Origin of the sequence: Azospirillum thiophilum (assembly GCF_001305595.1) — a bacterium.
Classification (GTDB): Bacteria; Pseudomonadota; Alphaproteobacteria; order Azospirillales; family Azospirillaceae; genus Azospirillum; species Azospirillum thiophilum.
Genome location: NZ_CP012401.1, coordinates 740,512 through 766,311 on the forward strand (window position 1 = coordinate 740,512; position 25,800 = coordinate 766,311).

The window sequence follows — 25,800 nt, forward strand, 5'->3', positions numbered from 1 at the left end:
TGTTCCTCACCCTTTGGTGACCGACACGTCACAGCGGCCGTTCTGGCAGACGGCCACGCAGGAGCCGTTGATCGTCTTGGTGGCCGGCGTGACGTAGATTTCCTGAACACCCCGCTTTTCAAGCAGCGTGACCCGCTGCGGGTTGATGTTGCATTGCCCCCCGGCCTTACCGAACGCGTTGACGGCGACCGAGAAATACAGGCCGTTGGCGGCCAAGGCGTGGAACGAAAGGGCGGAAGCGGTGAGAACGATTGCTCCGACGAGCAACTTCTGTCGATGCGTCAACGTTATCTCCTGTGTGAAATCTAGATTCGGTGGCTTCGCTACATTTCCAGAAGAACATTCCCTCCGGCATCGCTTCTACCGGGTTGGTTGACCTTCCGGGAAACTTTCACCTTTTGGGTGATGCCGCTTGACTTGAGCTTTTTCGCCATCCCGACGAGATGACCTTGCGGCGTGTCGCCGGAGATTTCTTTCAGATCGTGCCAGCTTCCTGCGATTTGCACTTGGATGACGAGTGGCGGAACACCGGCCTCACGGCTGGTATCGAAGGCATTCTCCGTCCGCCGGCCGGTTGGTGTTCGATCTGATCCTGTAGCCGCAGGATCAACCACCGCCGGTTCCTGTAGGATGGTTGCTCTGCCGAGCAATGATCGAACCTGCCGGTATGCGGCTCTGACGAACCTCCAGAGCCGTGGGATTGCCCAGATCAACAGGATTATCCACAGGCCCAGCAGGGACAGGAACAGAACTGGGTGGTAGACCGCCAAGGCGATGCCGCTGAAGGTCAGACCGTCCTCGGTTGTCGAGGCGGCCCAGTTCGTGAACGGTTCTGGCGAGGTGTTGATGGCGAGTCGCAGACCTGCTTTGGCCGAGTGGTTGGCCGCCGACAGACCGCCTCCCACCAAGGCCGCGGCCAGGGCGAGACCTGGATCAACGTGATGCGTCCCTGAGAAGGCCAGCACGGCCCCGGCGGGTATCCGGATGAACGTGTGGACCGCATCCCAAACCGAATCGCCGCCCGGCACCTTGTCGGCCGTAAACTCGACCATGTACATCAAGCCGCCAGCCGCGATGACCAGCGGATGCATTAGGAGTTCCCATCCGGGAGGGAGTTCGACCATGCCGAACACCCCAAGCAGGCCCAGGCCCGTCACTGCGGCGTAGAGGTTGATCCCGCTGGCCCACGTGGCACCGAGCGTCATCGCGATCAGGTGAACGGCATCCATGGCGGGCTCCCGACTGAGCTATGGGGTGACGCCGTCGATTTCGATCACATCGGGTTCCAGGTAGTTCCGGCAGAGTGGGAATATGACGCCCTTGACCTTGCAGTAACCGACATCGCGGACGCGGATAAAATCCACATCTGAGCAGTGTCGATTGGGAATCTCGTAGGAGTCCTGGTTGACCGACTCCGGATCGGAGTACTCGAACTGGGCGGCGTGATTGTCCAGCGGCTGGTTCGGGAATTTCCGGCTGTGGAAGGTGACGTTGATCGAGATGTGGTCGATGGTCGCATCGCTGTTGTTCTCGAAGAAGAACGCGATCTGACCGTCCTGCATGCAGAGAGCGGACAACCGGAGTGGGCGGCCCGCTTGGGCGACCTGCTGGTTGGCTGCTGACGCAGTACTGTACCCCGCAGCCTGCACGCCGGCCGCGGCGAGCAACGCTGAAGTGAGAAGGGCCATTGGTTTGCCCATGTCGCATTCCTTCAAACAGCCGACACTACCCGGTACCCGACCAGATAGGTTGAACAAATGCGATCATAGCTTAAAGGAAACACGATACTCAACCCGCGGCTGGTGGTTGGCGGGGCAGGCTGTGCAGTGACGGCAGTTGAGGGATGGGAGACGCCGGGAGGTGAGTAGCTACTTCTTCGCCGAGCCCGCTGTGGGGCGGGTAGCCCGACCAGCCCGCTCGGCGTGCTCGACCAAAGCCTCAAGCTGCCGGACGGCCACCAGCAAGAGGTCAGCGTCGAGTCGGCGGAGGAGCGACTTGGCCTTGGCCTCTTGAGCAAGGCGGTGTTCCGGCACTTGCGATGGGGAGACTACGTCGGTGACATCGAGGCCAAGGATTTCAACCAGATCCACGAGGGTGTCGAGGGCTGGCAGGTACTTAGCGTTTTCCAGGGCGGAGATCGACTGCACGCTTAGGTTTGCCCGGTCCGCAAGATCCTCCTGCGTCATCCCATGACCAGTTCGACTAGCCCGAATCAACGATGCCACCTGGGTCTTGAGGTCCCCACCCATACCTTACCTCCGGATCTAGCCGAGGCAGGTTCAGGTTTCCTTGATGTGAGGGCCATGAAGGTACCATGATGACAGAAGAGGAATTCACCAAGGAAACCACAACGTGGGGCGGGAAGGCTTCTCGACCGCCGTCGTACCGTTTAGCATCCGGATCTGCGGCCTCCGGGAGGCCGAGACCGTCGTCAGGGCGTTTGTACCGACGAACATCATCGCCATCAGCGACCCCTACCAGGGTGGCATGCCGGTGCCGGACGACGCCTCTGTTCTACGGCTGAGCTTTTGGGATCTCGACCGGGAATCAGCGGTCGGGAACCCGATGTCGACGGCACTGTCACGACGCGGGCTGATTCGGATGCCGCAAGTCGGCGACATCGAGGCTATCCTGGAGTTTGGTCGCGATGTGTCGCCGGGCGGACGGCTGCTCTGCTGCTGCGGAGCCGGTCGGTCGCGGTCGGCTGCTACCGCAGTTGTCACCGTCGCCCAGGCGATGCCGGGCTATGAGGAACAGGCCGTCGTGCTGATCCGGCAGATTTGGCCGGAGGCTCGCCCGAACAGTCTGATGATCAGACTCGCCGACGAGCTAATCGGTGCCGGCGGTTGGCTGCCCGGTAGCTTGGGCCGAGCAGGCGATTGGGCCGATCACTCCTCGTAACTCTCCAGGGACACCACCAGCGGCCCCCGGATAACACCATCGTCGTCCCGCCCCCCAACAGAAAAACCCTACCGCCCATATCCCGAGATCGACCTCAACGCGGAGCCGCCAGTTACTGAATCGGCAGGGCACTCACTCCACCACGGTGGTGCTGACCACCTGACGGAACGGCAGATCGACCATGACCGGCCACATCTGGAGGGGCAGCCCGTTGAGGTCCTATGCGAGACCGACCACCGCCATCGACTGGCAGCCGGTATAGACGTGAATGGGACCGATGAAGTCCACGCCACGCCGCCAGAAGGCCATGGTCGGGGCCTCCCGCATATCCTGAGGTTGTCCTTGCTGCTGTCGGGACGCATCGCAGGCTGAGGGCAAAGGGAGCAAACTGCATGCCGCCATCTCCCGTCTCCCGACGCTTCAACGGGACAGGGGCCGCATGCACCACTGGTTCTGATTCACCAACCCCAGGGTCGTCATGGCAAGCCATTGCCAAGCTTAGAGTCGGCGGTCGTCGGCGTAGCGTTTTCCGTATTCAAGCTGGAAATTGATCGGGCCACAATACAGCCCCCAGTCGTAGGGGTCTGCCATACAGACGCCGAACCGCCAGATGTTCCAGTCGATTGCGAAGCGGATTTCGAGATTTTTGACGACCCATCTCCCAAGACGTGTCGTCCAATTCGGAATCTCATCCGGATTCAACGGCCAGGGCTCATCGCGGCTGAAATCGCAATACAGGGGGCCGATCTCAACCCAGAAGTAGGCCGGCCGTAGATCCCAGCCAAACCCGAAACTCCAAGACCCGAGATCGACACCGACGGTGGCCGTCCAGGAGGCGATGGGACGCTCGACCAGTGTCCAAGAACGCTTCATTGGTCACCTCGATCCGGTCAAATCGCTCCCCCTATACGGCGGTGGGGTGTTCCGGCCGAGCCGTCGGAGAGCCGCATGGTCTCCACAATGACCTTCACGCTTCGCTCTGGAGGCGGCGAGCGAGCAGGGTAAGCACCAGTTGCTCCGCGTGCTCCAGCATCCTGTCGAGGTGATACACTCGCGGGCTCCCGGCCTCGGAGTCCCACGCCACGGGCTGCGGCCAGACTTGGTCGGGCAACGACAGGTAGATCAAATAGACTACAAACCGCTGGACCTCCAGGGCGGTGGCGACGGTGAACCGCTCGCGGAACGCCATGGGCTTGTCGGCGACGGTGGTGACGTTCGCGACCTCCAGTACCGTGCTGGCCAACCGGGTCATGCGGTGCCGGTAGCGGCTTTCCTGCTCGGTGTCCCACTGAGCGGGGAGCCGATCTGCGAGATCGATCATGTTCTGAAGGGCACGAGGGCGATCACTGTAACGGTCGATGAGCCAGTCGAGGGGATTGGGCATGACGTACTCCTGCCGTGATCCCATTCGAGTACCCCCAATCTGAAAGCTGTCAAGCGAGCCCATGCTGGCGGCTCTGCGTAGCTCTGCTGTTCGCCACACGGCCTGCATCGGCCCCCCAAGCCCGGCTGCAACATGGGAGCGTCTCTGGCGACGCCGAGGCGGTCGCGGCGGCCCTGGTGCTTCACCGGCTTCCGGGACAGCCGCAGGCTCGCTGAGCCCCTGACGCGGGCGGCGGTGCCACATGGCCCTGCCGGTGCTACCCAGCGGGCCTGAGTGCCACCGGGGCCGGATTTGACAGTTTTGGAACCCATGGTTCACTGGGTCCTTGAGTTGTCAGGAACCGAGGACGCCATGCTGGTCGGCTACGCCCGCACATCCACCCATGATCAGGTCGCCGGCTTCGAGGACCAGATCGAGCACCTGAAGCGGCTCGGCGTCGAGAAGGTCTTCGCCGAGCAGGCGTCGGCCGTGGGAGACCGGCCCCAGCTTGCGTCCTGCCTGGACTTCCTCAGGGAGGGCGACACGCTGATCGTCACCCGCCTGGATCGCCTGTGCCGGTCCACCGCCCACTTCTGCGAGGTGTTTGACCGGCTGGAGCGGAAGGGAGCGGCGATCCGCGTCTTGGACCTCGGGATCGACACCTCCAGCCCCACCGGCCGGATGGTGGCTGAGATCGTCGTGGCGGTGGCGGCGTTCGAGCGGCGGCTCTTGCTGGAGCGGCAGCGGGTCGGCATCGCCGCGGCCAAGGCCCAGGGCAAGTACCGCGGCCGAGCCCCGACGGCCCGGCGGCGGTTCGCCGAAGTGATCGAACTCCGCCGGGCCGGCGTGCTGCCGGCCGAGATCGCCATCCGGCTCGGCATCAGCCGGTCGTCGGTGTTCAGGGCGTTGCGGGAAGCGAAGGCATCCGCAATGCCCTGAACCACGCCGCCGTTCCCACGACAGGTCCGTAAGGTGCATCAGACCGCGAGCGGTTGCCCGGAAACTCGACCTCAATGCCGATAGACCCGACATAGATCGGTTCGACCGGCACGTCCGGCTGATTCTTCCAAGCGGTCAGATGCGATGCCAAAAGGTCCCGAACGGCTTCTTGTCCAGGCAGGTGGCTCTCGGCAATCAAGGACGCCCGAGCAACCGAAATGACCAGATCGGCAACCACCTCATGGCTCACCGGTCCGGTATGTTCGTAGTTCGAATGCCCAAGGATCACCCAGATCTTCTGTTGAGTTCCGTCCGCCCAGCGGATTTTGACGGTAGCCAGTTCCATTTTTGCTTTCCCTTCGTATGTGGAGGCCCTGTGACCTCGCTGAGGTCCTGGCTACCTGACTCCGAATCGGGAAGTCGAAATTAAAAGTTCCGGGCAGACGCCTTTTCATCGCGATGCCGATGCCGATGGCGGAGCGGCGTGGCCCCGGCGATCCAGGCCGTCCTGGACGGGCGGGACGGCCGTCCGGAACCCGGCCGGTAAATACCCGGAGCCCGTCACGGGGCCAGCCGACAACCAGCCAATCCGAGGTCCCGCCATGAAGGCCAGCGAGGTCTATTTCAACCGCAGTCCCCGATCCCAGCATCCCCACGACCATGTCGCCATCCTGGTCCTGGATGGCTCGAACTGGGTCCGGTTCCGCTCCTTCTTCGAGCCGGGTGACGCCGGTGTCGTGATCCTGGACGCCCAGGTGGACGGCATCGACCGCATCGTGGTGCGGGCGGGGTGTGCGACCCAGGAGGTCCTGGAGCGACTCTGCGACGGCTGGGCCTGACGGTCTGGCCCCAGGGGGGGAAAACCTTCTTTCCCTACTTAGAGGCACCAATCCTCCCGTTCTGCCCAGGTCAAAGGGGGGGAAAACCTTCTCCTCCAGGAGGAGGAGAACGCTCCCCCGCCTCTGCCCCGGTCAAAACGAGATGATCGAACCTAACACCGGCCCTCCCGGCGTGAGTCTCGGGCTTCGCCCTCGTCTCCCGCCGTGCCGGGCCTCGTTGCCGACTGCGTCGCCGTGGGGAATTCGGCCATGCCAGCGGCTTCGGGGAAACACGGTCGTGGCCGCTCCTGCGTCGCGACCACGAGGTGCCGACCTTCGCGGCCCTCGCTGCCGCTCGGCCCGCTCCGGCCGGCACCGGAGTGCTTCGCCGGATCTGGATGGGTCGGAACCGCCGTGCCCGAGCTTGCGTCAGGGCCGGTATGGCCCGGCTGTCCGGCGGGTCGCTGCCGTTCAGACCGGGCTGGCGAGGTGGGCATCGGCCGAGCCCAGGGCCAGGATGGGTGCCCGGCCTGGATCGCGGAGACCAGGGAAACCGGGGGCCAGGATGAGCCGCCCCATCACCAGGAAGGCTCGCCGGGAATTTTGCGTTCCGAAAAGGCCGGGTGGTAAAAATGAAGGAGGAGAAGAGCGAGGACCAATGGGTAATGCACGCCCAATCCACGAACGGCTGGAAATGCACAGTGAGGACGACCTCAATACAGGATGCCGGATCTGGAAAGGAAGAGTGGACAAGAACGGCTACCCGGTGCTGAAGATCAACGGCGAACGTGTATGCGTTCGCCCCGTAGCCTTCGAAGCGGCCTACGGAAACCGTCTCAACTCCAACATGGTCGGGCGACCGCAGATTCGCATGACCTGCGGGATGAAGACCTGCATCAACCCCGCCCACATGACCGTCCGAACCGACGAGGACCGATTGTTCCTGGAGATCCGGCAGGAGGTCTACCTGAACGGCCGGACCAGGGCCGAGGCGAACCCCCGCTTTGCATTCATGACGACACCGAAGTTCGTTGACGCCGAGGCACGCCGACAGCTTGAGATCCGGCTGGCCAGGGAGGCACCGCTCACCCCAGAAGTCCAGGCGATCCTGGATCAGATCCGCCGGTAAGGGTGAGGAACGCTGGCGGCCATGCCGGCGAGGCCAACAGCGGGATCGGTAACGATCCGATCACTCCGGCTGGTTGCCGCAACGAGGTATGACGGCCTCATTTGCCGCCCTGGGCGTGCCGCTGACCATGCCGTTCTGGAACCACTCGACCGCCAAAAGCCGGTGCTGGACAATGTCACCGGACAGACCTGACCCGGTGCCCGCATGACCCTCCTCGGCTCCACCATTCCTTCTCAAGACATTGATGCGACACAGGAATTCGCCCGAAAGCGGCGGAATTTCCCGCGGTGTGACACCGCCCTGTCGCACGCGGCGTCGGCCGAATCGCCTCCATCCCCTTCTAAATCCGCTGTTTCAGCCCGTCCGGGGTGTCGCACATCCCTGTCGCCCAAGCGGCGTTCCATGGGGCTCTGGCTGCGGGGAGCCGTGTGGCAGTTCCGGACGCGGGTTCCGGCCGACCTACAGGCGGTTCTGGGCCGGACCCACATCAATCGCTCCCTCAGGACCAGCAGCTACCCCGACGCCATCCGGGCGGCCCGCAGGGTGGCCTTCGAGATCGAGGACATGTTCGATGCGGCCCGCGGGGGCACCGGAAGCGACCCGGCCCACGCCGCGTGCGACAGGGCTTGCCCGTCGCCGCTGGCCCCCTCGGTGACGGCCAACACCGTCCTGCCCGATCCCACCGGCCCCGCCATCCACATCGACCTGGACCTGCTGGCCAGCCGCATCGCCGAAAAACTCCAGGCCACCCAACCAGTCGGCAAAGAGGCGGCTTCCATTCGACCTGCCTGAACGATGTCACACTGTGGCCGTGATGAAGGCCCGCATACCTGAATATCCGCAGGTGTTCCGAAGAAAAGGGACGCATTGGATGAAGGCGTCCGGCGGCAGCAGCCCGTCGGCCTTGAGTGCCGACACCATCCGCCGTCGCCCGGTGAAATCCGCCTTGAGGTCGAGGAACCGCTCGATGCGGGCAGCGATTTCCGGAGCGTTGGCGGGGCCGGCGTAGCGGCTGTAGCGGTGGCCGCCCTCATAACCCTAAAGTACCAGTAGCCACGCCCCTTCCGCTTCTTCTTCGAATCGCCGCTCCATGTCGGCCAACATGGTCTTTATGGCCAGCCCGAGTTCCTCCACACCCGCTCCACTCCAGTTGCCTTCAAATCCGGATTTTGTAGGCAACCGATGGGCTGGACAGCGTTGGGCATCTCCATCAGGTTCGGTCGGGCGGACGTTTCCAGCTACCGGACAGGCGAAGCTCCTATGGCACAAGCAGGTTCGACGATGGCCATTCTGGCCGCGGTGCTCTTCGGCATCAGCACGCCGCTGGCGAAGCTCTTGGTCCACGACCTGTCGCCCTGGATGCTGGCGGGCCTGCTGTATCTCGGCTCCGGGATCGGCCTGGGGTTGGTTCGGCTGGCCCGTGGGCTGTCGGCCTCGCAGGAGCGGAACGAGCGGAGCATCCACGGCATCGAGTGGTTCTGGTTGCTGGCCGCTGTATTTGCCGGTGGTGTCACCGGGCCGGTGCTGCTGATGTTCGGCCTGACGGCGACATCGGCATCGACCGCCTCGCTCCTGCTCAATCTGGAAGGGGTGTTTACCGCTTTGCTGGCGTGGTTCGTCTTCCAGGAAGGCTTCGACCGGCGGCTCGTTGCCGGAATGGTCGCCATCGTGGCGGGAGCAGTGGTGCTGTCCTGGGGCGGAACGGTGGACATTGTCGGTGGTTGGGGGCCGGCTGCGGTCGTCGCCGCCTGCCTGATGTGGGCGGTGGACAACAACCTGACCCGCAAGGTCTCGCTGGCAGATCCTGTGGACATCGCCACCATCAAGGGGTTGGTTGCCGGCAGCGTCAATGTCGGCATCGCCTCAGCCCTTGGCGATGGCCTGCCCGCCGTGCCAACCGCAGCGGCGGCGATGCTGGTCGGGCTGCTGGGCTACGGCGTCAGCCTCGTGCTGTTCGTGATCGCCCTGCGGCACATTGGCACCGCCCGCACCGGGGCCTATTTCTCGACGGCTCCCTTCGTCGGAGGCATCGCCTCCCTGGCGATCTTCGGAGAGCCTGTAACGGTCGGGCTGGCCGCGGCGGCGGTTCTGATGGGGCTTGGCGTCTGGCTCCACCTGACCGAGGACCACGACCATGAGCATGTCCACGACGAGATCGAACACGATCACCCGCACGTCCATGACGAGCACCACCGGCACCATCACGACGGCCCGGTAACCGAGCCGCACACCCACAAGCATCGTCACGGACGACTACGGCACCGGCACGCCCACTTCCCCGACGCCCACCACGTCCACACGCACTGAGGCGTGGGCCAAACCGACAGCAGGAGCCCCTATGGGAAGCGTCGCCGACAAGATCGCCCGGAAGGTGGCGACCCAGATCCGCTCTAACGTCATCGACCTGTCCGCGTTTCGGGCGAGCCGGGAGCGTGCCGTTGAGGCCGGTCTCGACGGCAGTCGGTTCAAGGACCTCGTCGAGCAGGGCTACGATCCGGCCTTCGCCTTCTACGCACAGGGGCTGACGCTGGTGTCGATGTTCGCCGAGGCGATCTCCGCCATGCCCGAGGCGAAGGCGTACGCCAAGGCGGTGGCGAAGGCCGAGGACGAGTACGTGCCGGAAGGCCCGCCGATCAGTCCGCTGACGGCGAGCTATTTCAACATGTGGGCCTTCTTCGACCTCCAGTTCGGGTCCAGCCGGGAGACCATGGGGACCTGCATCCTGCGGGTGGCGGAGACCACCGGCATGCCGGCCTGGATCGCCGACATCGTCCGGCCGATGCAGGAGTCTCGCATGGGGTTCTACATCCACATGGGCATGGACGGCCCGCTGGTTCTGCTGAAGGACATCGTCACCCGGCAGGTCCGGCGGTGCCACTCCGCGACGGGGTATGCGGGGGAACCCGGCCAACTCTGGTACACCCGCCTGCTGCCCCCACCGCTCCCGGACATCGACCACCATGTGGTGGTCACCACGCCTTACGTGGTGCTGGACGGGACGGAGCAGCGGCTCCTGGACTATATCGGCCGCGAGGTCGCCCGGATGACCGCGGCCGGCGGACGGAAAGCCGTGGACGCCGAAACCCTGCTGAAGTTCGGCCCGACCGCCAACCACTGGAACGAGTACATCTTCCTCGCCTACGTCAACCACCAGCCCGACGCCATCTTCCTGGCCGGCGTTCCCGACATCCGGGAAAGCCTGCCGCAGGCGTGACAAGGCGGACCGCAGCACCGACAGGAGGACAACGCCATGGTCGAAGCCGCCACCCACATCGTCCGGGCCGCCCTTCGGCCCAAGCTTTACCGGGACATCGAGATCCCGAGCGACCGCTCCCTCTACGACCTCGCCGAGGCCATCGTCCGGGCCTACGCCTTCGACCTGGACCACGCCTTCGGGTTCTTCCCCAAGCTCACCGGCCACATCTACGACGCCAAGCCCCGCTATGAACTCTTCGCCGACATGGGCGACGGCGGCGACTCCCTCAGCGTCAAGAAGACGACGGTGGCCCAGGCGTTCCCCAAGGTCGGGAAGGCGATGACGTTCCTGTTCGACTACGGCGACGAGTGGCGGTTCCGGGTCGAGGTCCTTGCCCTCGGCGAGCGGGAGCCACGCAAACGCTACCCGAGGGTGGTCGCGTCGGTCGGCAAGGCCCCGCCCCAGTACCCGGACCCCGACGAGGATTTCGACGAGGAGGACTGAGCCGGCCTCCCTGCCGCAGCCCCGCTTCCGGTCAACACCGTTGCCTGCCGCACCCGGTCTGATAGAGTGCCGCCGCGTTGCACACTTTTGAAGAGACGTTGGGCTCGCGATGGCCGTTCTGACCCTGGACCAGCTTGAATCCCACCTGTGGAAAGCCGCCGATATCCTGCGGGGTTCCATCGATTCGTCGGACTACAAGCACTACATCTTTGGGTTGCTGTTCTACAAGCGGCTCTGCGACGTGTGGGAGGAGGAGTACGAGGAGCGGATGGCCAAGTACGGCGATGCGGCTCTGGCTGCCGACCCGGACGAGCACCGCTTCCACATCCCCGAGGGGCGGTTCTGGAAGGACGTGCGGACGCACACGACCAACATCGGCGAACAACTGAACGCCGCGTTCCACGCCGTTGAAGACGCCAATCACCGCCTGCGGGGCGTCTTCCAGGATGTGGACTTCAACAACAAGGAACGGTTCCCCGACGCATCTCTTGAAAAGCTGCTCCAGCATTTCGAGAAGTATCCTCTCCGCAACGCCAATGTGGAGCCGGACGTTCTGGGGCAGGCGTACGAATACCTGATCGAGCGGTTCGCCGACGATTCCGGCAAGAAGGGCGGCGAGTTCTACACGCCGAAGATGGTGGTGCGGCTGCTGGTGGAATGCCTGCGGCCCGAGGAAGGCACGTCTATCTACGATCCGACCTGCGGATCGGGCGGCATGCTGCTGGAAGCCTTCCATCATCTGGAGCGGCAGGGCAAGAACGCCCGCAGCCTGACCCTGTGCGGGCAGGAAAAGAACCTGAACACCTGGGCCATCGCCCAGATGAACCTGTTCCTGCACGATATCCAGGACTTCGACATCGCCCGTGGCGACACGCTGCTGGACCCGAAGCATCTGACCGGCGACGGCACCAAGGCGATCCGCACCTTCCACCGCGTGCTGGCGAACCCGCCCTTCTCCCTGAAAGACTGGGGGCACGAGGTCTGGAGCAAGGGCGACCGGTTCGGCCGCGACCGCTACGGCTGCCCGCCCAAATCCTACGGCGACCTCGCCTTCGTGCAGCATATGGTCGCCAGCCTGCGGCAGGACGGCATGCTGGGGGTGGTGCTGCCCCACGGCATCCTGTTCCGCGGCGGGGCCGAGGGCCGCATCCGCGAGGGCCTGTTGAAGGACGACCTGATCGAGGCGGTGATCTCCCTCGCCCCCAACCTGTTCTACGGGGCCGGGATTCCCGCCTGCATCCTGATCGTCCGCAAGTCCAAGCCGAAGGACCGCAAGGGCAAGGTGCTGTTCGTCAACGGGGCCGAGCAGTTCATCGAAGGCAAGGCCCAGAACCACCTGTCCGACGCCAACGTCGCCACGCTCGCCCAGGCGTATCACGACTATGCCGATGTGGATCGCCTCGCCCGCGTGGTGCCGATGGCGGAGATCGCCGGCAACGACCACAACCTCAACATCAGCCGCTATGTCCACCTGACCGAGGAGGAGGAGGACCTGGACGTGGCCGAGGAGGTCCAGAAGCTCCTGGAACTGCGGGAGCAGCGGGACGCCGCCGAGGCCCGGATGATGGGGTTCCTGCGGGAACTCGGCTACCTGCCGGACGGGGAGTGAGGACACCATGTCGGAAGGCGAAGTCATTCTTTATCGGACCGACGATGGGTCCGCCCAGTTCCGGCTGACCAAGCTGGACGGCACCGTCTGGATGAATCAGATCGAGATCGCGGAGCTTTACCAGACCTCGAAACAGGCCATCAGCCACCACATCCGCAACATCCTCGCCGAGGGCGAGGTGGCGGCGGAGGCAACTGTCAAAGATAATTTGACAGTTCAAACCGAGGGGCGGCGGCAGGTTTCCCGGAGCATCAAGCTATACCGCCTCGACATGATCCTGGCCGTCGGCTACCGCGTCCGGTCACCGCGGGGCGTCCAGTTCCGGCAATGGGCGACGGCAACGCTGGCCGAGTATCTCGTCAAGGGCTTCGTCATGAACGACGAACGCCTGAAGAATCCCGGCGGCTGGGACTATTTCGACGAACTGCTTGAACGCATCCGCGACATCCGGGCGTCGGAGAAGCGGTTCTACCAGAAGATCCGCGACCTGTTCGCCCTGTCGCAGGACTACCGCGACGACCATGGGGCGGCGGCCCTGTTCTTCGCCGAGGTTCAGAACAAGCTGCTGCACGCCGTCACCGGCCACACCGCCGCCGAACTGGTGGTGGACCGGTCCGATCCCGGCAAGCCCAACATGAACCTGCAAAGCTGGACCGGTGCCCGCGTCCGCAAAGCCGATGTGATCGTGGCCAAGAACTACCTCGCCGCCGGGGAGATCACCGAACTGAACCGCATCGTCACCATGTTCCTCGACTACGCCGAGGACCGGGTGAGCCAGCGGAAGCACCTGACCCTGGACGACTGGCGGGCATATGTGGACCGCTTCATCACCTTCAACGAACGGCCGCTCCTCAACGGGAACGGGCGGATCAGCCACGACGCCATGAAACGCATCGCCCACGACCGCTACGACGAGTTCGACCGGCAGCGGAAGCAGCAGGACGCCATCGCCGCCGACGCCGCGGACCTGGAGGAACTGAAGTCCATCGAGGCCCAGGTATCGAAGACCCTAAAGGGGGGCGGGCGATGAAGGTGCCGGAGGGGTGGACAGTTCAGCCGCTTGGCGACTTTCTGCAAGAAAGCCGGATTCCGGGGAATGACGGGCGTAGTGCCCGGAAGCTGACAGTTCGGCTTTATGGGAAAGGTGTGGTGGCCAAAGAGATTGGCGGGCAAGGGAGCGAAAATACAAAGTACTACATTCGAAAGAAGGGTCAGTTCATCTACAGCAAGTTGGACTTTTTGAATGGTGCTTTCGGAGTTGTTCCTGAAGAGTTGGATGGGTGGGAGACCACGCTTGATCTGCCAGCCTTTGATGTTTCATCTATGATCGACAAGCGTTGGCTGCTTGCATACGTGACTCGCGAGCAGTTCTACGCCGCTCACAAAGGACTGGCCCGAGGAGGTCGGAAGGCACGCCGGGTGCCGCCAGAGGACCTCTTTCAGATCGAGGTGGCTGTTCCGCCCCTACAGGAGCAATGCCGGATCGCCGAGGTGCTTTCCACCGTGGACGAGACGATCAAGACGACGTTGGCGGTCATTGAGCAAAACCGCACGGTCAAGCAGGGTGTCCTGGACCGCCTACTGACCAAGGGCATTGGACATGACCGCTTTAAGCAGACCGAGTTTGGTTTGATCCCCGAAGGCTGGGAAGTCGTGCCTCTCAGGACCGTGGCCCACGTCCAGACCGGAGTCGCCAAAGGCAAAAAGGACATCCAGGACCCTGTCGAACTCCCCTATCTGAGGGTCGCAAATGTCCAGGACGGCCGTATCGACCTTACGGAGTTGAAGACCATCATGGTCTCGGCATCACAGGTCGAACGGTACAGTCTCCGCTCCGGCGACGTGCTGATGACCGAAGGCGGGGATTTCGACAAGCTTGGCCGAGGCGATGTCTGGAATGGTCAAGTCCCTGTCTGCCTGCACCAAAACCATGTTTTTGCGGTTCGCCCAAATCCGGACCTTCTCGTGTCGGAGTTTCTGGCGGCTTTGACTGCATCGGCCCATGGGAAAGGCTACTTCCTGGGTTGTGCGAAGCAGACCACGAATCTTGCCGGTATTCGGTAGCAAACACACCCACGCTGCTGTATCCGGCAATCCATTGATTTCGTTAAGCTATCGCCCTTGAGTCTCTGAGAGGAAGCCATGGGCGACACCTACCTGATCTCCGGCTTGACCGCTAAGCGCGCCGAAGTCTCCGGCATCATCGCTGACCTTGAAAAGCGCATCGCCCAGCACCGGGCCGATCTGGTCCACATCGACGCCGTACTGCGGCTATGCGCCCCGGATGTCGTCCCCGAAGAGATCGCACCCAAGGCCGTCAGGAAGCGCAACGACTGGTTCAAGCAGGGCGAGTTGGCCCGCATGGTGCTGGATGTTCTCCGCATCGCACCCGCCCCCATGACCGTCCGAGACATCGCCGTCGAGGTGATGCAGCGCCGGGGGCTGGAGACCACCGACGCACGCACCGGAAAGCTGGTCACGAAGCTGGTCCATAACGCCGTCACCCGGCAAGCCAACGGGTTGGTAGAGAAAGTAGCGGATGGGAAGGTGACGGCGTGGAAAGTCTCATGAAATACTGCTATTAAAGTGTAGCAAGCACCTTGTTGAGATCGCTCACTAGCGGGGTTATCTGGGTTTCGCTAGCTTGTGTTTGCCTTCCATAGATGTCATATTTTTTAGGAACAAGTTTCGACAACGGCATGCCAACGTGATTGATGATTGCTGCGAGCGTATTGCCGTCTTTGACATTCAAGACATCGCCGCCGCCATTGGCGGTGAACAGGGTTGGATAGGCGGCCCGCACACGCGCTGCCACGTCTTCGATTTCCCTTACATGGGATTTAAAGGCTGCCGCAGCATCGGCAAGATTAGACCTCGACTTATTCAGAACAAATCTATGAATGTTTGGTAGAGACAAAGCGGCATCCCTAGCATTCGAATGGAACGCGAGAAAAATTTCATCATCCATTGTCGCTTTCCCGACGTCAATGCCATAAATAAGCTTAAACAGATTGCGTATCCCTCTGATCGATGCGGCGTCCGCCGTGCAAGGCACAATGATCCGATTTGATGCCAGCACAGCTATTTCAGTATAAGTTGCAAAACTTGGGTTGCAGTCGATAAAATACACCTGCTTTTTCTGATCTGCTTCCTTCCTCTGCTCAAATGACGTAATTAGGTCGTTGAGCAATAGTCTGCTCTTCTTCCACGCGTTGCGCTCTGGTGCAGTAGCCATGTAATTTATGATTGCCGAGCAAATATCCAAATCAACATCTCCCGGAAGAAGATAGAGATTTTTTGGCATATTGCCGTTACGCTGGCTCGCGTTTACGAAATAATCTATCTCAGTTCCAAGCTTAGATGACTTTGACCGCTCATATCTGTCTTTAATATACCCAGCTATCGTAGTATTGTTCTGCCTCAGCCTCTCTAGGTTTTCCTCTCCTTTGCCATTTCCTCCGAGTATCATTTCTGATACGTTAGCCTGCGGGCAGGCATCGACAACGATTACTTCTTCATTAGGATTTGCAAGAGCATATTCAACCGAAAGCATATAAGTAAGGAAGCTCTTCCCAACGCCACCTTTATTATTCCATACCAAATACTTTACGCGATCCATTGATCATCTCCACTTCCAGCGCAAAAAATAAACCGCACTTGTTGAACATAGGCTGATGCGTGGTGGTATAGCAAGCTCACGGGCACGAGTTTATACATCATCCACCCGCACCGCTGGGCACCCTATAGCCCTCATGCTGGCGAGGAAGAACCACGTCGGGAAGGCCCCCCGGTTTATCTTCACCGTGATGGAGCCTTCCGTTTCCTCAATGCCCATCTCGGTCAAACGGCGGGCCAACTCGTCATAGGTCACGTCGTGCCGCTTCAACTCCGCCTTCATGAACCGCTTGGCGCGGCCTGCCCATTCGTCCTTCGCTTCCATGCTATGTACCTCTCGTTAGCGCATGGAATATAACATATGTGAAAGCTTTCTCGTTGACAAGAAAGGGCGATGAAACTAACGTATCTGTTAGGAACAACACGGATACGCTACCATGTCGCAACACTTTCTCATGTCCTCCGCCGCTCGCACCGTCAGCATGAAACAGGTTGCGCGCATGACGGACGGGGAAGCCCGCGCGCTGTTCCGTCAAATCCGCTGGCCCGACACCAAGGGCGCTGCCGTCTGCCCCTACTGCGATTGCCGGAAGTGCTACGAATACACCACCCGGAACGTTTTTAAGTGCAAGGCGTGCCGTCGCCAGTTCTCCGAAACGTCCGGCACCCTGTTTGCCTCGCGCAAGCTGCCGATCCGGGATTACCTGATCGGCATCATCATCTTCGTCAACGCGGTCAAGGGCATCTCCGCTCTCCAACTCGGCCGCGATCTCGACGTGCAGTACAAGACGGCCTATGTGTTGGCGCATAAGCTCCGGGAAGCCATGGCGGCGGAAGTCCGCGGCGTGGTGCTGGGTGGCGACGGCGCCGACGTGGAAGTTGACGGCTGCTATGTCGGTGGTCACGTCCGCCCCGAGAACCGCAAGGAAGACCGGAAGGACCGTCGCCTTGCCGAGAACCAGACGGGCAAGCGTCAGGTAGTTGTCGTGGCCCGTGAGCGTGACGGCCGGACTGTTACCCAGGTGTTCGGCTCGGAAGACGAAAGCGTCGCCTTCATCAAGGCCCGCGTTGATCGCGCCTCCACCGTCCATGCCGATGAAGCCGCCGGTTGGAACAGCCTGCATGCCCGCTTCAACATGAAGCGCATCAACCACCAGGAAGCCTACAGCGCGGATGACGCCTGCACCAACCAAGCGGAGTCCTATTTCGCCCGTCTGCGTCGTGCGGAAGCCGGGCAGTATCACCGGATCGGCGGCAAGTACCTGAACCGCTATGCTGCCGAAATGGCGTGGCGTGAAGACCAGCGCCGGACCAGCAACGGCGAACAGTTCCGAACCGTTGGCTTCCGTGCCGCTGCGCTGCCGCCGTCCGTGGATTGGTCCGGCTACTGGCAGCGCGGCCGGGCGGCTTGAATGCGGCCTTCGTCGCCGATTACCAGATTTCGCGCGCCCGGTGGAAGCAAACATCAGGCCCCGCCAATTCCTTCGCGCACCCGTCCGAGTCGCGCCACGCCACAGTCAAAACACCGCCATCAACGTCAACTACGAGAGAAGTCGGCCCCCCGCTGTTCAGCCGAACGATGTCCCCAATGCGGTGCGGCGGCTCGTTGTCGCGACGAAAGGACTCGGCCGACGCTACAACCACAAGATCTTTTGCCCGGATAGGGCGAGCCTTTGGTGACATTTTATACCCTCTCTGCCATTCTTGGTGCCCCTCTACCAAAGGAGTCGCCAATGCCAGAAGACATCGTAAAAGGGAAAGTTGTGCGTCTAAAGTCTGGTGGGCCAAATATGACCGTCATAAGCGTCGGTCATGACGAAATCCAAGACGAAGTGCTTGCGTATTGCGTCTGGTTCGTTAGCAACGAGGCAAAGTACAACTCTTTTCCTTTGTTTACTCTTGACTTGATGGGGTAACTAGCCCCGCTAAGCCGCCGGGCGACCACAGCCTAGCGATTAGCCTCTAGGCTAGCCAAAACCCGTAACGCCGCAGCAAAGGGCCGCTGGTGAGGCGGCCCTTTCGCTTTGCGCGCGGATTCCGCCAGTGAACGGTTGATTGAAACTTCCATAGCACGAAATCTCACTTGCGCATTTAAAGATATCTGCATGTATCTAGTTTTTTGGTTGGGTGTGTTTGCTACCGAATACCGAATCTTGCTTCAATCAACTCCACGCAGGTCAAAGATTTCCCGGTTCTGTTGCCGGGGAAGGAAGAGCAGGAAAGGATTGTCCAACAGGTCGCCGCATACTCCCTTGCGGAGCGGTCGGCTTCGGACGCATTGGCCCAACTGGCAAAGACCAAAGCAGCCCTCCTGTCCGACCTTCTGACCGGCCGGAAGCGGATCTCCGCCGACGCCTTATCCCCCGCATTATAACGCACGACCACAGGGAGCAGCACCGTGGCCCAGGGCATGGAATGGCACCTCGCCGAGCAACCCACCATCGCCTGCCTTGAGGCCATGGGCTACCGCTTCGTCCCGCCGGAGGAGCATGCCGGTCTGCGGGACGGCGAGAATCAGGTGCTGTTCCGCCCCCACCTCGTCGAGGCCATCCAGCGGATCAACGGCGTCTCCCTGGCCGATGCCCAGGCCGCCTACGCCGACCTCGTGTCGATCACCGACAACGAAGCGTGGCTCAAAAAGCTCCGCGGCGACTTCAGTCGGCCGGTGCAGGGGGAGGCGACGCGGCGGACCCTGCGGGTGGTCGATTTCGCCAACCCGGCCAACAACCGGCTGACCGTCACCCACCAGTTCCGCGTCAAGGCCGAACGGACCCGGATTCCCGACGTGGTGGTTCACCTGAACGGCATCCCGGTGGTGGTGATCGAGTGCAAGAGCCCGATCAATTCCAAGGACAAGACCGGCGAGGCGTTCGACCAGATCCGGCAGTATGAGCGGGACATCCCCCGGTTGTTCCTGTCCAACGTCTTCAACCTCGTCACCGACGGCACCAACTGCCTCTACGGCTCCACCGGCAGCCCGTCGAAGTTCTTCGCGGCGTGGCGGGACCCGTGGCCCCGCCAGGAGGCCGACTTCACCGACGAATTGTCCAAGGGGCTGTGGTGCCTGCTGGAGCCGTCCCGCTTGCTCGACCTGATCGCCCACTTCGTGGTGTTCGAGAAGACCGAGGAGGGCATCGTCAAGAAGATGTGCCGCTACCAGCAGTTCCGGGCGGTCAACAAGATCGTCGAGCGGGTGGTGGAGAACCGGCACCGGCGGGGGCTGGTGTGGCACACCCAGGGGTCGGGCAAGTCGCTGACCATGGCCTTCGCCGCCCTGAAGCTGAAGACCCACCGGACGGTGGAGTCGCCCGAACTGACCAACCCCAACATCCTGGTGCTGACCGACCGGGTGGATCTGCACACCCAAATCACCACCACCTTCATCGCCTGCGGCCTGCCGAACCCGACCGACATCGGCAGCATCCGCGATCTGCGGACCCTGATGGACGGCAAGACGGACGGGTTGATGGCCCTTTCGACCATCTTCAAGTTCCAGGGGTCCGAAGAGGCGGTCGCGAACTCCGCCACCTGGATCGTCATGGTGGACGAGGCCCACCGCACCCAGGAAAAGGACCTCGGGGCCTTCCTGCGGAAGACTCTGCCCGACGCCCGCTTCTTCGGCTTCACCGGCACGCCGATCAAGAAGGACGACAAGGATACCTACGCCAACTTCGGCGTGGTCGGCGAAGGCTATCTCGACAAGTACGGCATCGACGACGCCGTGGCCGACGGGGCGACGGTGCCGATCTACTACACCGGCCGCAAGACCGACTGGCATATCGACGAGGCCAAGATCGACATCCTGTTCGACCAGTGGTTCGCCGACCTGCCCGACGACAAGCTTGCGGAACTGAAGAAGCGGGGCGTGACGGTCGCCGATCTGGTCAAGCACCCGAGGCGGATCGCCCTGATCGCCTACGACATCTGGACCCACTTCAAGGAATACGCCCGCCCCGACGGCTTCAAGGCCCAGATCGTCGCCTTCGACCGCGAGGCGGTCATCCTCTACAAGCGGGCCTTGGATGCGGTCATCGCCGCCGATCTGGCCGCCGAGGGCATGCCCATCGAAGACGCCCAGGCGATGGCGGCGGACATGTCGGCCTGCGTCTACTCGTCGTCGCAGGAGGACGCGAAGCCGAGCGAGGACGCGTACACCCAGTCGATCCGCGACGGCCTTGTCGCCCACTATCTGGACGACAAGGCCGAGATCGATGTGAAGAAGGCGTTCGGCAAGAAGGGCGTCCGGCCGGATTTCCTGATCGTCTGCGACAAGCTGCTGACCGGGTTCGACGCCCCCGTCGAGTCCGTCATGTATCTCGACAAGCCGCTGAAGGAGCACGGCCTGCTCCAGGCCATCGCCCGTACCAACCGGGTCGCCGACGCCCGCAAACGAAACGGGCTGATCGTCGATTACATCGGCGTGTCCGCTCATCTGGACAGGGCTCTCGCCTCCTACCGGGCCGACGATGTCCGCAACGCCATGCGGGATCTGGACGACCTCCGCAACCAGCTTCGGGCCGCCCACGCCGCCGTGCTCCACATGATGAAGGGGGTGAAGCGGGCCGGCGGGCGACTGGACAAGGACAGCCTGAAGGCCGAGTTCGACCAGCTTGTCGCCCGGCTGAAACCCGACGAGACCCAGTGGATCGAGTTCCGCAAGGCGGCCCGCGAGTTCATCGGCCTGTACGAGGCCGTCAGCCCGGACCCCTGCGTGCTGGAGTTCACCGCCGACCTGAAATGGGTGGCCCTGTTCCTCCAGTACGCCACCCAGGCCATCGAGAAGCGGGAGGCGTTCGACCAGCGGTCCTACAGCCGTAAGATCCGCGACATGCTGGAACGCCACCTCGACGCCACCGGGCTGAGCGTGACGGTGAAGCTCCGCCACATCACCGATCCGGAGTTCTGGGAGGACTTCAAGGTCGAGGGCAAGACGGAGGACGACCTCAAGACGGCGGCGATCCGCAAGACCACCGAACTCCGCAAGGTCGTCTACGAGCGGCTGGGCCAGAACGCCCACCAGTACGGCAAATTCTCCGACCGGCTGCGGGAGTTGCTGGAGAAGTTGGAGGGTGCCCAGCTTTCCTGGGCCGACACGCTGAGTAAGTTGCAGGATCTCGCCAAGGACCTGGAAGCCGAGGCGACCGCCCATGAGGAGGCCGGGATGTCGCAGGGGGCATATGGCATTCTCCAGGTCCTCCTAGCCTTCCACGCGGGGGATGGAGCGGATGGGCTGGCGGAGCGGATCGCCGCCCTCTATGAGGATGATGCGACCGCCCCGCGACTGTGGCAGGAGAAGGAGGGGCTGCGGCGGTCGCTGCGACAGCAGGTCCGCGGCTTGGCCCACGAATTCGGCCTGGGGAACCTCAAGGAGGTCTCCGAGCAGGTCGAGGAGTTCGCCCTCAAGCAGTTCGCCAAGGTCTGATCCATGCCCATGCTGACGGTCGGCAGCGTCGAGATCCCCTACGTCCTGCGTCGCTCCGACGCGGCGACGCGGGCACGCATCACCGTCACCCCCGACAGCGTCGAGGTGGTCGTGCCCACCGCCGCCACCGAGGACGAGATTGCCGGGGTGCTCCACCGCCGCAGGGCATGGCTGTACGAGCAGACCCGCCACATGGCCGAGCGGATGGCCCGCTCCAATGCCGTCCGGCGGTTCGTCAGCGGGGCCAAGATCCCCTACCGCGGCCGGCTCATGCGGCTGCGGGTCGAGCCCTGCGACGACACGCTGGTGAGTGTCGCCTACCGCAACGGCTTCCTGGTCGGCTGCCCGCGGTCCGTGGCTCCCGCCTCCCACGACGACCTGATCGAGTCGGCCTTGCGGCTGTGGCTGAGGAAGCGGCTCCGCCAGGATGTCGCCGACCTCGTCCGCCGACACGGCGAGCCGAACGGGCTGAAGCCCAGAGATGTCCGGGTCAAGGACCAGAAGCATGTCTGGGGAAGCTGCGGGATCGACCGCGTCGTAAACCTGAACTGGCAGTTGGTCTTCGCCCCCCGGACGGTGCTGGAATACGCGGTGGTCCATGAACTCTGCCACCTGCGGCACCGCACCCACGACCGGGCCTTCTGGGGGCTGGTCGGAACCATCCTGCCGGACTGGGAGGCCAGGAAGGCATGGCTGGACCAGAACGAGCATTTCCTGACGCTGCGACGCGTGGAGCCGACCTGATGGCCATTCCCGATTTCCAGACCTTGATGCTCCCCGTGCTGAAGATCGCCGCCGGGGGTGGCGAGGTCCGCATCCGCGACGTAGTGGACATTCTTGCGGACGAGTTTGCCCTGACCGACGAGGAGCGGGCTCATCGCGTGCCGTCGAAACAACAGACGACCTTTGGCAACCGCGTGAGTTGGGCAAAGAGCTATCTCAGCAAAGCCGGGTTGGTCGAACTGACCCGACGAGCACATTTCCGTATCACCGAGACCGGCCGACAGGTGCTGAACTCGCCCCCTGACCGGATCACTGTCCGGTTCCTGGAGCAGTTTCCAGCCTTTAAGGAAGCACGTGAAGGCGAGGCCGAGGCGGTGGCGGCCACCGAGACCGTACTGCCGGTTGCCGACAACCCGCTCACCCCCGATGAGGTGATGCGTCAAGCCCACGCCCGAATCGAGGCGTCGCTGGCCGACGAAATCCTTCAGCGTGTCCAATCCGGAACGCCCGCGTTCTTCGAGAAGACGGTGGTCCGCCTGCTGATCACCATGGGCTATGGCGGGTCGGTGACGGAACTGGACAAGGCTTTGGTCGGGAAGTCCGGCGACGACGGCGTGGACGGTGTCATCGACCAGGACCCGCTCGGGTTGGACCGGGTCTATGTCCAGGCCAAGCGGTACGCCGACGGCAACACCGTCGGGGCAGGGGCGATCCGCGACTTCTTCGGCAGCCTGAACCTGTTCAAGGCGACCAAGGGACTATTCGTTACCACCTCCGCCTTCACCACGTCGGCCAGGGAGACGGCCGACCGGCTCGGCACCCGCATCGTGTTGATCGATGGAATCCAACTGGCCAAGCTCATGATCCGGCACGAGGTCGGATGCAGGATCGAGGAGACCCTGCACATCAAGAGAGTGGACGAGGACTTCTTCGAATAACAGCCGGGCCTACGCCGGGAACGGGGCGAGCATCAGGTGGACAAGGTCCAGTTCCGGGTAGCGGACTTTGGAGATGGCCTCCAGAAGGGTAGATGCCCGGAACCCCCGACCGTAGAACTCGGCACTTTCCGAGCCCATGTCGCCGTTGTCGCCGGCCCAACCGCCAAGGGCCAGGGCAAGCTCACGGTCGACCCGAGCCTCCCGGAGAGCATCCCGGAAGTTGTGTCGGAAGCTATGGAAGCAAGTCCGGCCAGCCGACGCCCCCGCCTTCTGGAGGAACCGCCGGAACCACTTCGAGAATACATCGGAGTAATATCCGGTTTTTGCCGGAAGTAGTTCCGGAAACAGTTTGGCGTTCCTCTTCCGCCGCTGCTCGCTGACGTACTCATCGAATCCCGCCGCAAGCAGCGTGGGGTGGACCGGGATAACCCGCTCGCTGCTGCCGGTCTTGAGCCGCTTGTCGTCGGTTCCCTTGATCGCCTCAGCCGTGACCACGAAGCACAGGGTGCCGTCGATCACCCGGACATCCTCGGTGTTCATCTGGCAGATCTCGTTGAGCCGCATGCCCGAAAACAAGCCGATCAGCGGCACCCAGAAGCGTCCCCGCCGGGGACGGGCGTCTCCCGGCTTGGCGTAGCCGTGGTCGTCGTCCTGGCAACCGGTGTAGAGCGGGGCGGTGAAGATGGCTTGAAGCTGCTTTGGGGTGAATGGCTGCCGCTTGTCCTTGCGATTGGTGGTGTCCACGACGCCAAGCCCCTTCGCTGGATTCCGGTCGATGAACCCCTCGTTGACCGCCCAGGTCAGGAGGGCGGACAGCTTTGTCATGTAACCGTTCACGGTCGCGGGGCTGAGGCCGGACGCCTTGCCGGCGTCGCGGGTTTTCTGGGCGATCTCACGTGCGGTCAGGTCGGGGTACCGCTTGGTCGAGTTGGGCGGCAGCCACCGGAGGGTGTCCATGACCTCGCGGCAGGTCTCCCGGCCGATGTCGGACACCGGCGTGTCCTGGCCGATGATCTCGATCAGCAGCCCGAAAACCGTCTCGTAGGCCAGGATGGTCTTGCCGGATCGGATAACGCCGGGATCGGCCATGTAGGCGTCGTAGACCTGCTGGATGGTCTTCGCCTTGGCGGGGGCGACGGTAGGCACAACCGCCTCCGCGGCGACTGGTTGGGCGGCCTGGAGTTTTTCGGCGATGCGGCTGGCCAGCAGGTCCAGGTCGATCTGGATGGCGGGGCCGGTGGGCTCGGGCAGGACGGTGTTGGCCGACACCGAGGGGGCGGGGGGCAATAGGCAAGGCCTGTCGCACACGGCGTGGGCCGGGTCGCTTCCGATGCCCCCACGGGCCGCCTCGAACAGTTCCTCGATCTGGAAGGCCACCCGGCGGGCCGCCCGGATGGCGTCGGGGTAGCTGCTGGTCCTAAGGGAGCGATTGATGTGGGTCCGGCCCAGAACCGCCTGGAGGTCGGCCGGAACCCGCGTCCGGAACTGCCAGACGGCTCCCCGGATCCACAGCCCTGTGGGACGCCGCTTGGGCGACAGGAATGTGCGACACCCCGGATGGGCTGAAACGGCGGATTTTGAAGGCGATGAAGACGATTCGGCCGACGCCGCGTGCAACAGGGCGGTGTCACACCGCGGGGAATTCCGCCGCTTCCGGGCGAATTCCTGTGTTGCATCAATGTCTTGGGGGTGATTGGTGGAGCCGAGGAGGATCGAACTCCCGACCTACGCATTGCGAACGCGTCGCTCTCCCAGCTGAGCTACGGCCCCACACAAACACCGTCGCGTCTTCGTCGCTCCGGCGTGGCGCGGTTATTGTCCATGACGGGGGGGGCTGTCAAGCGCTCTGTTCGGAAAAAATGCAGCGGATGATCGGGGGCGCCGGCCGGCGCTTCCGAACCCGCCGTACTGGACAGCCCTTGCCGCTTATGCTTAGGGTGCCCGGAAAAGGCTGGCGCCCGCTTCGCAGTGCGCTGCGCGCGGCCGTCGCAAAGAACCGCCATGGAGCTGGCCCGGCATGATCGCGCTGTATTTGCTCATCAACACCATCCTGGATCTGTTCTTTTGGATCCTCATCCTGTCGGCCATCCTCAGCTGGCTGGTCGCCTTCAACGTGGTGAACACGCGCAACCGCGCGGTCTATCTGATCGGCGATTTCCTGTACCGGGTGACCGAGCCGGTGCTGCGCCCGATCCGCCGTGTCCTGCCCAACATGGGCGGGCTCGACCTGTCGCCGATCGTGGTGCTGCTGGCGATCTCCTTCATCCAGAACCTGCTGGCCCAGTACTGGCCGCGCATGTGATGGCGATGCCGTCCCCGTTCGAGGCCGTCGCCGACGGCCTGCGGGTGGCGCTGCGGGTGACGCCCAAGGCGTCGCGCAACGCGGTCACCGGGCTGGCGGAGACGGCAGGGGGCGGCAGGGTCCTGAAGGTGGCGGTCACGACCGTGCCGGAAAACGGCAAGGCCAACGAGGCCGTCATAAAACTGTTGTCGAAAGCGTGGAAAGTGCCGAAGACCAGCCTGACGGTGGTGGCCGGCGCCACCGATCGGAACAAGATACTGCATGTGGCCGGCGACCCGGCGGCTCTGCTGCCGCGGCTGTCGGCCCTGATCGACGATGTGGGCAGCGAGGGTGGAGAGTAG

General features: G+C 63.0%; 29 protein-coding genes, 1 tRNA gene and 1 pseudogene. 19 read left to right on the plus strand and 12 right to left on the minus strand.

Going from position 1 to position 25,800, the window contains the following annotated elements; translation table 11 throughout:
* Positions 1 to 6: 6 nt before the first annotated feature.
* The 4 genes from AL072_RS03335 to AL072_RS03350 all read right to left on the minus strand — a co-directional run bounded on the left by AL072_RS03335 (position 7) and on the right by AL072_RS03350 (position 2,186).
* Complete coding sequence (locus AL072_RS03335) at positions 7 to 285, minus strand: hypothetical protein (RefSeq protein WP_144428139.1); 279 nt, start codon at positions 283 to 285, stop codon at positions 7 to 9.
* Positions 286 to 323: 38 nt separating this feature from the next.
* Positions 324 to 1,229 carry a DUF4126 domain-containing protein gene (locus AL072_RS03340; protein ID WP_063840337.1) on the minus strand — a complete coding sequence of 302 codons (906 nt, stop codon included), beginning with the start codon at positions 1,227 to 1,229 and terminating at the stop codon, positions 324 to 326.
* 18 nt (positions 1,230 to 1,247) lie between these two features.
* On the minus strand, positions 1,248 to 1,700 hold the full coding sequence (locus AL072_RS03345) for a hypothetical protein (RefSeq protein WP_144428140.1): 453 nt from the start codon (positions 1,698 to 1,700) through the stop codon (positions 1,248 to 1,250).
* A gap of 168 nt (positions 1,701 to 1,868) precedes the next feature.
* Positions 1,869 to 2,186: a helix-turn-helix transcriptional regulator gene (locus AL072_RS03350; protein ID WP_052709953.1), complete on the minus strand. Its 318-nt coding sequence runs from the start codon at positions 2,184 to 2,186 to the stop codon at positions 1,869 to 1,871.
* 166 nt (positions 2,187 to 2,352) lie between these two features.
* On the opposite strand from AL072_RS03350, the gene AL072_RS03355 reads away from it, so the two are divergent.
* Positions 2,353 to 2,901 (plus strand): hypothetical protein, encoded by a 549-nt coding sequence (locus AL072_RS03355; protein ID WP_052709952.1) that lies wholly within the window; start codon positions 2,353 to 2,355, stop codon positions 2,899 to 2,901.
* A gap of 498 nt (positions 2,902 to 3,399) precedes the next feature.
* On the opposite strand, the gene AL072_RS03360 is transcribed toward AL072_RS03355, so the two are convergent.
* Together AL072_RS03360 and AL072_RS03365 are read right to left on the minus strand one after the other, a co-directional pair.
* Positions 3,400 to 3,774 (minus strand): hypothetical protein, encoded by a 375-nt coding sequence (locus tag AL072_RS03360; RefSeq protein ID WP_045581519.1) that lies wholly within the window; start codon positions 3,772 to 3,774, stop codon positions 3,400 to 3,402.
* Between the two features lie 94 nt (positions 3,775 to 3,868).
* The gene (locus AL072_RS03365; protein ID WP_144428141.1) at positions 3,869 to 4,285 is read right to left on the minus strand and encodes a hypothetical protein; all 417 of its coding nucleotides are present in this window, start codon (positions 4,283 to 4,285) and stop codon (positions 3,869 to 3,871) included.
* 309 nt (positions 4,286 to 4,594) lie between these two features.
* Between AL072_RS03365 and AL072_RS03370 the strand changes: the two genes are divergently transcribed.
* The gene (locus tag AL072_RS03370) at positions 4,595 to 5,203 is read left to right on the plus strand and encodes a recombinase family protein (protein WP_307420799.1); all 609 of its coding nucleotides are present in this window, start codon (positions 4,595 to 4,597) and stop codon (positions 5,201 to 5,203) included.
* Here AL072_RS03370 and AL072_RS34130 read toward each other — a convergent pair.
* Complete coding sequence (locus tag AL072_RS34130) at positions 5,163 to 5,549, minus strand: hypothetical protein (protein WP_144428130.1); 387 nt, start codon at positions 5,547 to 5,549, stop codon at positions 5,163 to 5,165. The genes AL072_RS03370 and AL072_RS34130 overlap by 41 nt on opposite strands.
* Positions 5,550 to 5,805: 256 nt before the next feature.
* Between AL072_RS34130 and AL072_RS03375 the strand changes: the two genes are divergently transcribed.
* The 10 genes from AL072_RS03375 (at position 5,806) to AL072_RS03420 (ending at position 15,030) form a co-directional block, all read left to right on the plus strand.
* Entirely contained in the window at positions 5,806 to 6,042 is a 237-nt protein-coding gene (locus AL072_RS03375) for a hypothetical protein (protein WP_045581516.1), read from the plus strand.
* A 724-nt stretch (positions 6,043 to 6,766) separates the two neighbouring features.
* Positions 6,767 to 7,150, plus strand: a complete 384-nt coding sequence (locus AL072_RS03380) for a hypothetical protein (RefSeq protein WP_045581515.1) — start codon at positions 6,767 to 6,769, stop codon at positions 7,148 to 7,150.
* Positions 7,151 to 7,552: 402 nt separating this feature from the next.
* Positions 7,553 to 7,942: a DUF6538 domain-containing protein gene (locus AL072_RS03385; RefSeq protein WP_045581514.1), complete on the plus strand. Its 390-nt coding sequence runs from the start codon at positions 7,553 to 7,555 to the stop codon at positions 7,940 to 7,942.
* 489 nt (positions 7,943 to 8,431) lie between these two features.
* The gene (locus AL072_RS03390) at positions 8,432 to 9,457 is read left to right on the plus strand and encodes a DMT family transporter (protein WP_425388570.1); all 1,026 of its coding nucleotides are present in this window, start codon (positions 8,432 to 8,434) and stop codon (positions 9,455 to 9,457) included.
* A 31-nt stretch (positions 9,458 to 9,488) separates the two neighbouring features.
* Positions 9,489 to 10,364, plus strand: a complete 876-nt coding sequence (locus tag AL072_RS34840) for a hypothetical protein (protein ID WP_045581512.1) — start codon at positions 9,489 to 9,491, stop codon at positions 10,362 to 10,364.
* Positions 10,365 to 10,400: 36 nt separating this feature from the next.
* Positions 10,401 to 10,850, plus strand: coding sequence for an IS1096 element passenger TnpR family protein (locus AL072_RS03400; protein WP_045581511.1), 450 nt, complete (start codon positions 10,401 to 10,403; stop codon positions 10,848 to 10,850).
* Positions 10,851 to 10,959: 109 nt separating this feature from the next.
* Positions 10,960 to 12,459 carry a type I restriction-modification system subunit M gene (locus AL072_RS03405; protein ID WP_045581510.1) on the plus strand — a complete coding sequence of 500 codons (1,500 nt, stop codon included), beginning with the start codon at positions 10,960 to 10,962 and terminating at the stop codon, positions 12,457 to 12,459.
* Positions 12,460 to 12,466: 7 nt separating this feature from the next.
* Positions 12,467 to 13,489: a virulence RhuM family protein gene (locus tag AL072_RS03410; protein ID WP_045581509.1), complete on the plus strand. Its 1,023-nt coding sequence runs from the start codon at positions 12,467 to 12,469 to the stop codon at positions 13,487 to 13,489.
* A complete protein-coding gene (locus AL072_RS35270) occupies positions 13,486 to 14,523 on the plus strand; it encodes a restriction endonuclease subunit S (RefSeq protein ID WP_200909771.1) in 1,038 nt (345 codons plus the stop codon). Before AL072_RS03410 ends, AL072_RS35270 begins: the two co-directional genes overlap by 4 nt.
* A gap of 78 nt (positions 14,524 to 14,601) precedes the next feature.
* Positions 14,602 to 15,030, plus strand: coding sequence for a hypothetical protein (locus AL072_RS03420; RefSeq protein ID WP_052709951.1), 429 nt, complete (start codon positions 14,602 to 14,604; stop codon positions 15,028 to 15,030).
* A gap of 10 nt (positions 15,031 to 15,040) precedes the next feature.
* Here AL072_RS03420 and AL072_RS33235 read toward each other — a convergent pair whose 3' ends face one another.
* Entirely contained in the window at positions 15,041 to 16,078 is a 1,038-nt protein-coding gene (locus AL072_RS33235; RefSeq protein ID WP_082108871.1) for a ParA family protein, read from the minus strand.
* A 90-nt stretch (positions 16,079 to 16,168) separates the two neighbouring features.
* Complete coding sequence (locus AL072_RS03425; RefSeq protein WP_045581508.1) at positions 16,169 to 16,399, minus strand: DUF6471 domain-containing protein; 231 nt, start codon at positions 16,397 to 16,399, stop codon at positions 16,169 to 16,171.
* Between the two features lie 112 nt (positions 16,400 to 16,511).
* Between AL072_RS03425 and AL072_RS03430 the strand changes: the two genes are divergently transcribed.
* The 5 genes from AL072_RS03430 to AL072_RS03445 all read left to right on the plus strand — a co-directional run bounded on the left by AL072_RS03430 (position 16,512) and on the right by AL072_RS03445 (position 23,157).
* Complete coding sequence (locus tag AL072_RS03430) at positions 16,512 to 17,486, plus strand: IS1595 family transposase (protein WP_045581507.1); 975 nt, start codon at positions 16,512 to 16,514, stop codon at positions 17,484 to 17,486.
* 378 nt (positions 17,487 to 17,864) lie between these two features.
* Positions 17,865 to 17,990, plus strand: a complete 126-nt coding sequence (locus AL072_RS36205; RefSeq protein ID WP_425388582.1) for a hypothetical protein — start codon at positions 17,865 to 17,867, stop codon at positions 17,988 to 17,990.
* Between the two features lie 482 nt (positions 17,991 to 18,472).
* On the plus strand, positions 18,473 to 21,496 hold the full coding sequence (locus AL072_RS03435; protein WP_045581506.1) for a type I restriction endonuclease subunit R: 3,024 nt from the start codon (positions 18,473 to 18,475) through the stop codon (positions 21,494 to 21,496).
* A gap of 3 nt (positions 21,497 to 21,499) precedes the next feature.
* Positions 21,500 to 22,240 carry a M48 family metallopeptidase gene (locus tag AL072_RS03440; protein WP_045581505.1) on the plus strand — a complete coding sequence of 247 codons (741 nt, stop codon included), beginning with the start codon at positions 21,500 to 21,502 and terminating at the stop codon, positions 22,238 to 22,240.
* The gene (locus tag AL072_RS03445; RefSeq protein WP_045581504.1) at positions 22,240 to 23,157 is read left to right on the plus strand and encodes a restriction endonuclease; all 918 of its coding nucleotides are present in this window, start codon (positions 22,240 to 22,242) and stop codon (positions 23,155 to 23,157) included. The genes AL072_RS03440 and AL072_RS03445 overlap by 1 nt, the downstream gene beginning before the upstream one ends.
* Positions 23,158 to 23,166: 9 nt before the next feature.
* Here the strand turns inward: AL072_RS03445 and AL072_RS03450 are convergent, their stop codons facing one another.
* The 3 genes and pseudogenes from AL072_RS03450 to AL072_RS03455 form a co-directional block, all read right to left on the minus strand.
* The gene (locus AL072_RS03450; RefSeq protein WP_052709950.1) at positions 23,167 to 24,534 is read right to left on the minus strand and encodes a site-specific integrase; all 1,368 of its coding nucleotides are present in this window, start codon (positions 24,532 to 24,534) and stop codon (positions 23,167 to 23,169) included.
* Between the two features lie 21 nt (positions 24,535 to 24,555).
* Positions 24,556 to 24,774, minus strand: a pseudogene (locus tag AL072_RS36210) (DUF6538 domain-containing protein); the annotation flags it as partial.
* A gap of 77 nt (positions 24,775 to 24,851) precedes the next feature.
* Positions 24,852 to 24,927 (minus strand) — tRNA-Ala (locus tag AL072_RS03455).
* A 247-nt stretch (positions 24,928 to 25,174) separates the two neighbouring features.
* Here AL072_RS03455 and AL072_RS03460 point away from each other — a divergent pair.
* Complete coding sequence (locus AL072_RS03460) at positions 25,175 to 25,459, plus strand: YggT family protein (RefSeq protein WP_045581503.1); 285 nt, start codon at positions 25,175 to 25,177, stop codon at positions 25,457 to 25,459.
* Positions 25,459 to 25,800 carry a DUF167 family protein gene (locus AL072_RS03465; protein WP_045581502.1) on the plus strand — a complete coding sequence of 114 codons (342 nt, stop codon included), beginning with the start codon at positions 25,459 to 25,461 and terminating at the stop codon, positions 25,798 to 25,800. The genes AL072_RS03460 and AL072_RS03465 overlap by 1 nt, the downstream gene beginning before the upstream one ends.

What these genes read in the sequence shown, in the direction of transcription:
- AL072_RS03460 (WP_045581503.1), top strand. Translation starts at nt 25,175, where the DNA reads ATGATCGCGCTGTATTTGCTCATCAACACCATCCTGGATCTGTTCTTT.
- AL072_RS03465 (WP_045581502.1), top strand. Translation starts at nt 25,459, where the DNA reads ATGGCGATGCCGTCCCCGTTCGAGGCCGTCGCCGACGGCCTGCGGGTG.
- AL072_RS36205 (WP_425388582.1), top strand. Translation starts at nt 17,865, where the DNA reads ATGACCGTCATAAGCGTCGGTCATGACGAAATCCAAGACGAAGTGCTT.
- AL072_RS03390 (WP_425388570.1), top strand. Translation starts at nt 8,432, where the DNA reads ATGGCCATTCTGGCCGCGGTGCTCTTCGGCATCAGCACGCCGCTGGCG.
- AL072_RS03370 (WP_307420799.1), top strand. Translation starts at nt 4,595, where the DNA reads ATGGTTCACTGGGTCCTTGAGTTGTCAGGAACCGAGGACGCCATGCTG.
- AL072_RS03350 (WP_052709953.1), bottom strand. Translation starts at nt 2,186, where the DNA reads ATGACGCAGGAGGATCTTGCGGACCGGGCAAACCTAAGCGTGCAGTCG.
- AL072_RS03440 (WP_045581505.1), top strand. Translation starts at nt 21,500, where the DNA reads ATGCCCATGCTGACGGTCGGCAGCGTCGAGATCCCCTACGTCCTGCGT.
- AL072_RS03375 (WP_045581516.1), top strand. Translation starts at nt 5,806, where the DNA reads ATGAAGGCCAGCGAGGTCTATTTCAACCGCAGTCCCCGATCCCAGCAT.
- AL072_RS03360 (WP_045581519.1), bottom strand. Translation starts at nt 3,774, where the DNA reads ATGAAGCGTTCTTGGACACTGGTCGAGCGTCCCATCGCCTCCTGGACG.
- AL072_RS03420 (WP_052709951.1), top strand. Translation starts at nt 14,602, where the DNA reads ATGGGCGACACCTACCTGATCTCCGGCTTGACCGCTAAGCGCGCCGAA.
- AL072_RS03345 (WP_144428140.1), bottom strand. Translation starts at nt 1,700, where the DNA reads ATGGGCAAACCAATGGCCCTTCTCACTTCAGCGTTGCTCGCCGCGGCC.
- AL072_RS03365 (WP_144428141.1), bottom strand. Translation starts at nt 4,285, where the DNA reads ATGCCCAATCCCCTCGACTGGCTCATCGACCGTTACAGTGATCGCCCT.
- AL072_RS33235 (WP_082108871.1), bottom strand. Translation starts at nt 16,078, where the DNA reads ATGGATCGCGTAAAGTATTTGGTATGGAATAATAAAGGTGGCGTTGGG.
- AL072_RS03425 (WP_045581508.1), bottom strand. Translation starts at nt 16,399, where the DNA reads ATGGAAGCGAAGGACGAATGGGCAGGCCGCGCCAAGCGGTTCATGAAG.
- AL072_RS35270 (WP_200909771.1), top strand. Translation starts at nt 13,486, where the DNA reads ATGAAGGTGCCGGAGGGGTGGACAGTTCAGCCGCTTGGCGACTTTCTG.
- AL072_RS03410 (WP_045581509.1), top strand. Translation starts at nt 12,467, where the DNA reads ATGTCGGAAGGCGAAGTCATTCTTTATCGGACCGACGATGGGTCCGCC.
- AL072_RS03405 (WP_045581510.1), top strand. Translation starts at nt 10,960, where the DNA reads ATGGCCGTTCTGACCCTGGACCAGCTTGAATCCCACCTGTGGAAAGCC.
- AL072_RS03385 (WP_045581514.1), top strand. Translation starts at nt 7,553, where the DNA reads ATGGGGCTCTGGCTGCGGGGAGCCGTGTGGCAGTTCCGGACGCGGGTT.
- AL072_RS03400 (WP_045581511.1), top strand. Translation starts at nt 10,401, where the DNA reads ATGGTCGAAGCCGCCACCCACATCGTCCGGGCCGCCCTTCGGCCCAAG.
- AL072_RS34840 (WP_045581512.1), top strand. Translation starts at nt 9,489, where the DNA reads ATGGGAAGCGTCGCCGACAAGATCGCCCGGAAGGTGGCGACCCAGATC.
- AL072_RS03430 (WP_045581507.1), top strand. Translation starts at nt 16,512, where the DNA reads ATGTCGCAACACTTTCTCATGTCCTCCGCCGCTCGCACCGTCAGCATG.
- AL072_RS34130 (WP_144428130.1), bottom strand. Translation starts at nt 5,549, where the DNA reads ATGGAACTGGCTACCGTCAAAATCCGCTGGGCGGACGGAACTCAACAG.
- AL072_RS03340 (WP_063840337.1), bottom strand. Translation starts at nt 1,229, where the DNA reads ATGGATGCCGTTCACCTGATCGCGATGACGCTCGGTGCCACGTGGGCC.
- AL072_RS03445 (WP_045581504.1), top strand. Translation starts at nt 22,240, where the DNA reads ATGGCCATTCCCGATTTCCAGACCTTGATGCTCCCCGTGCTGAAGATC.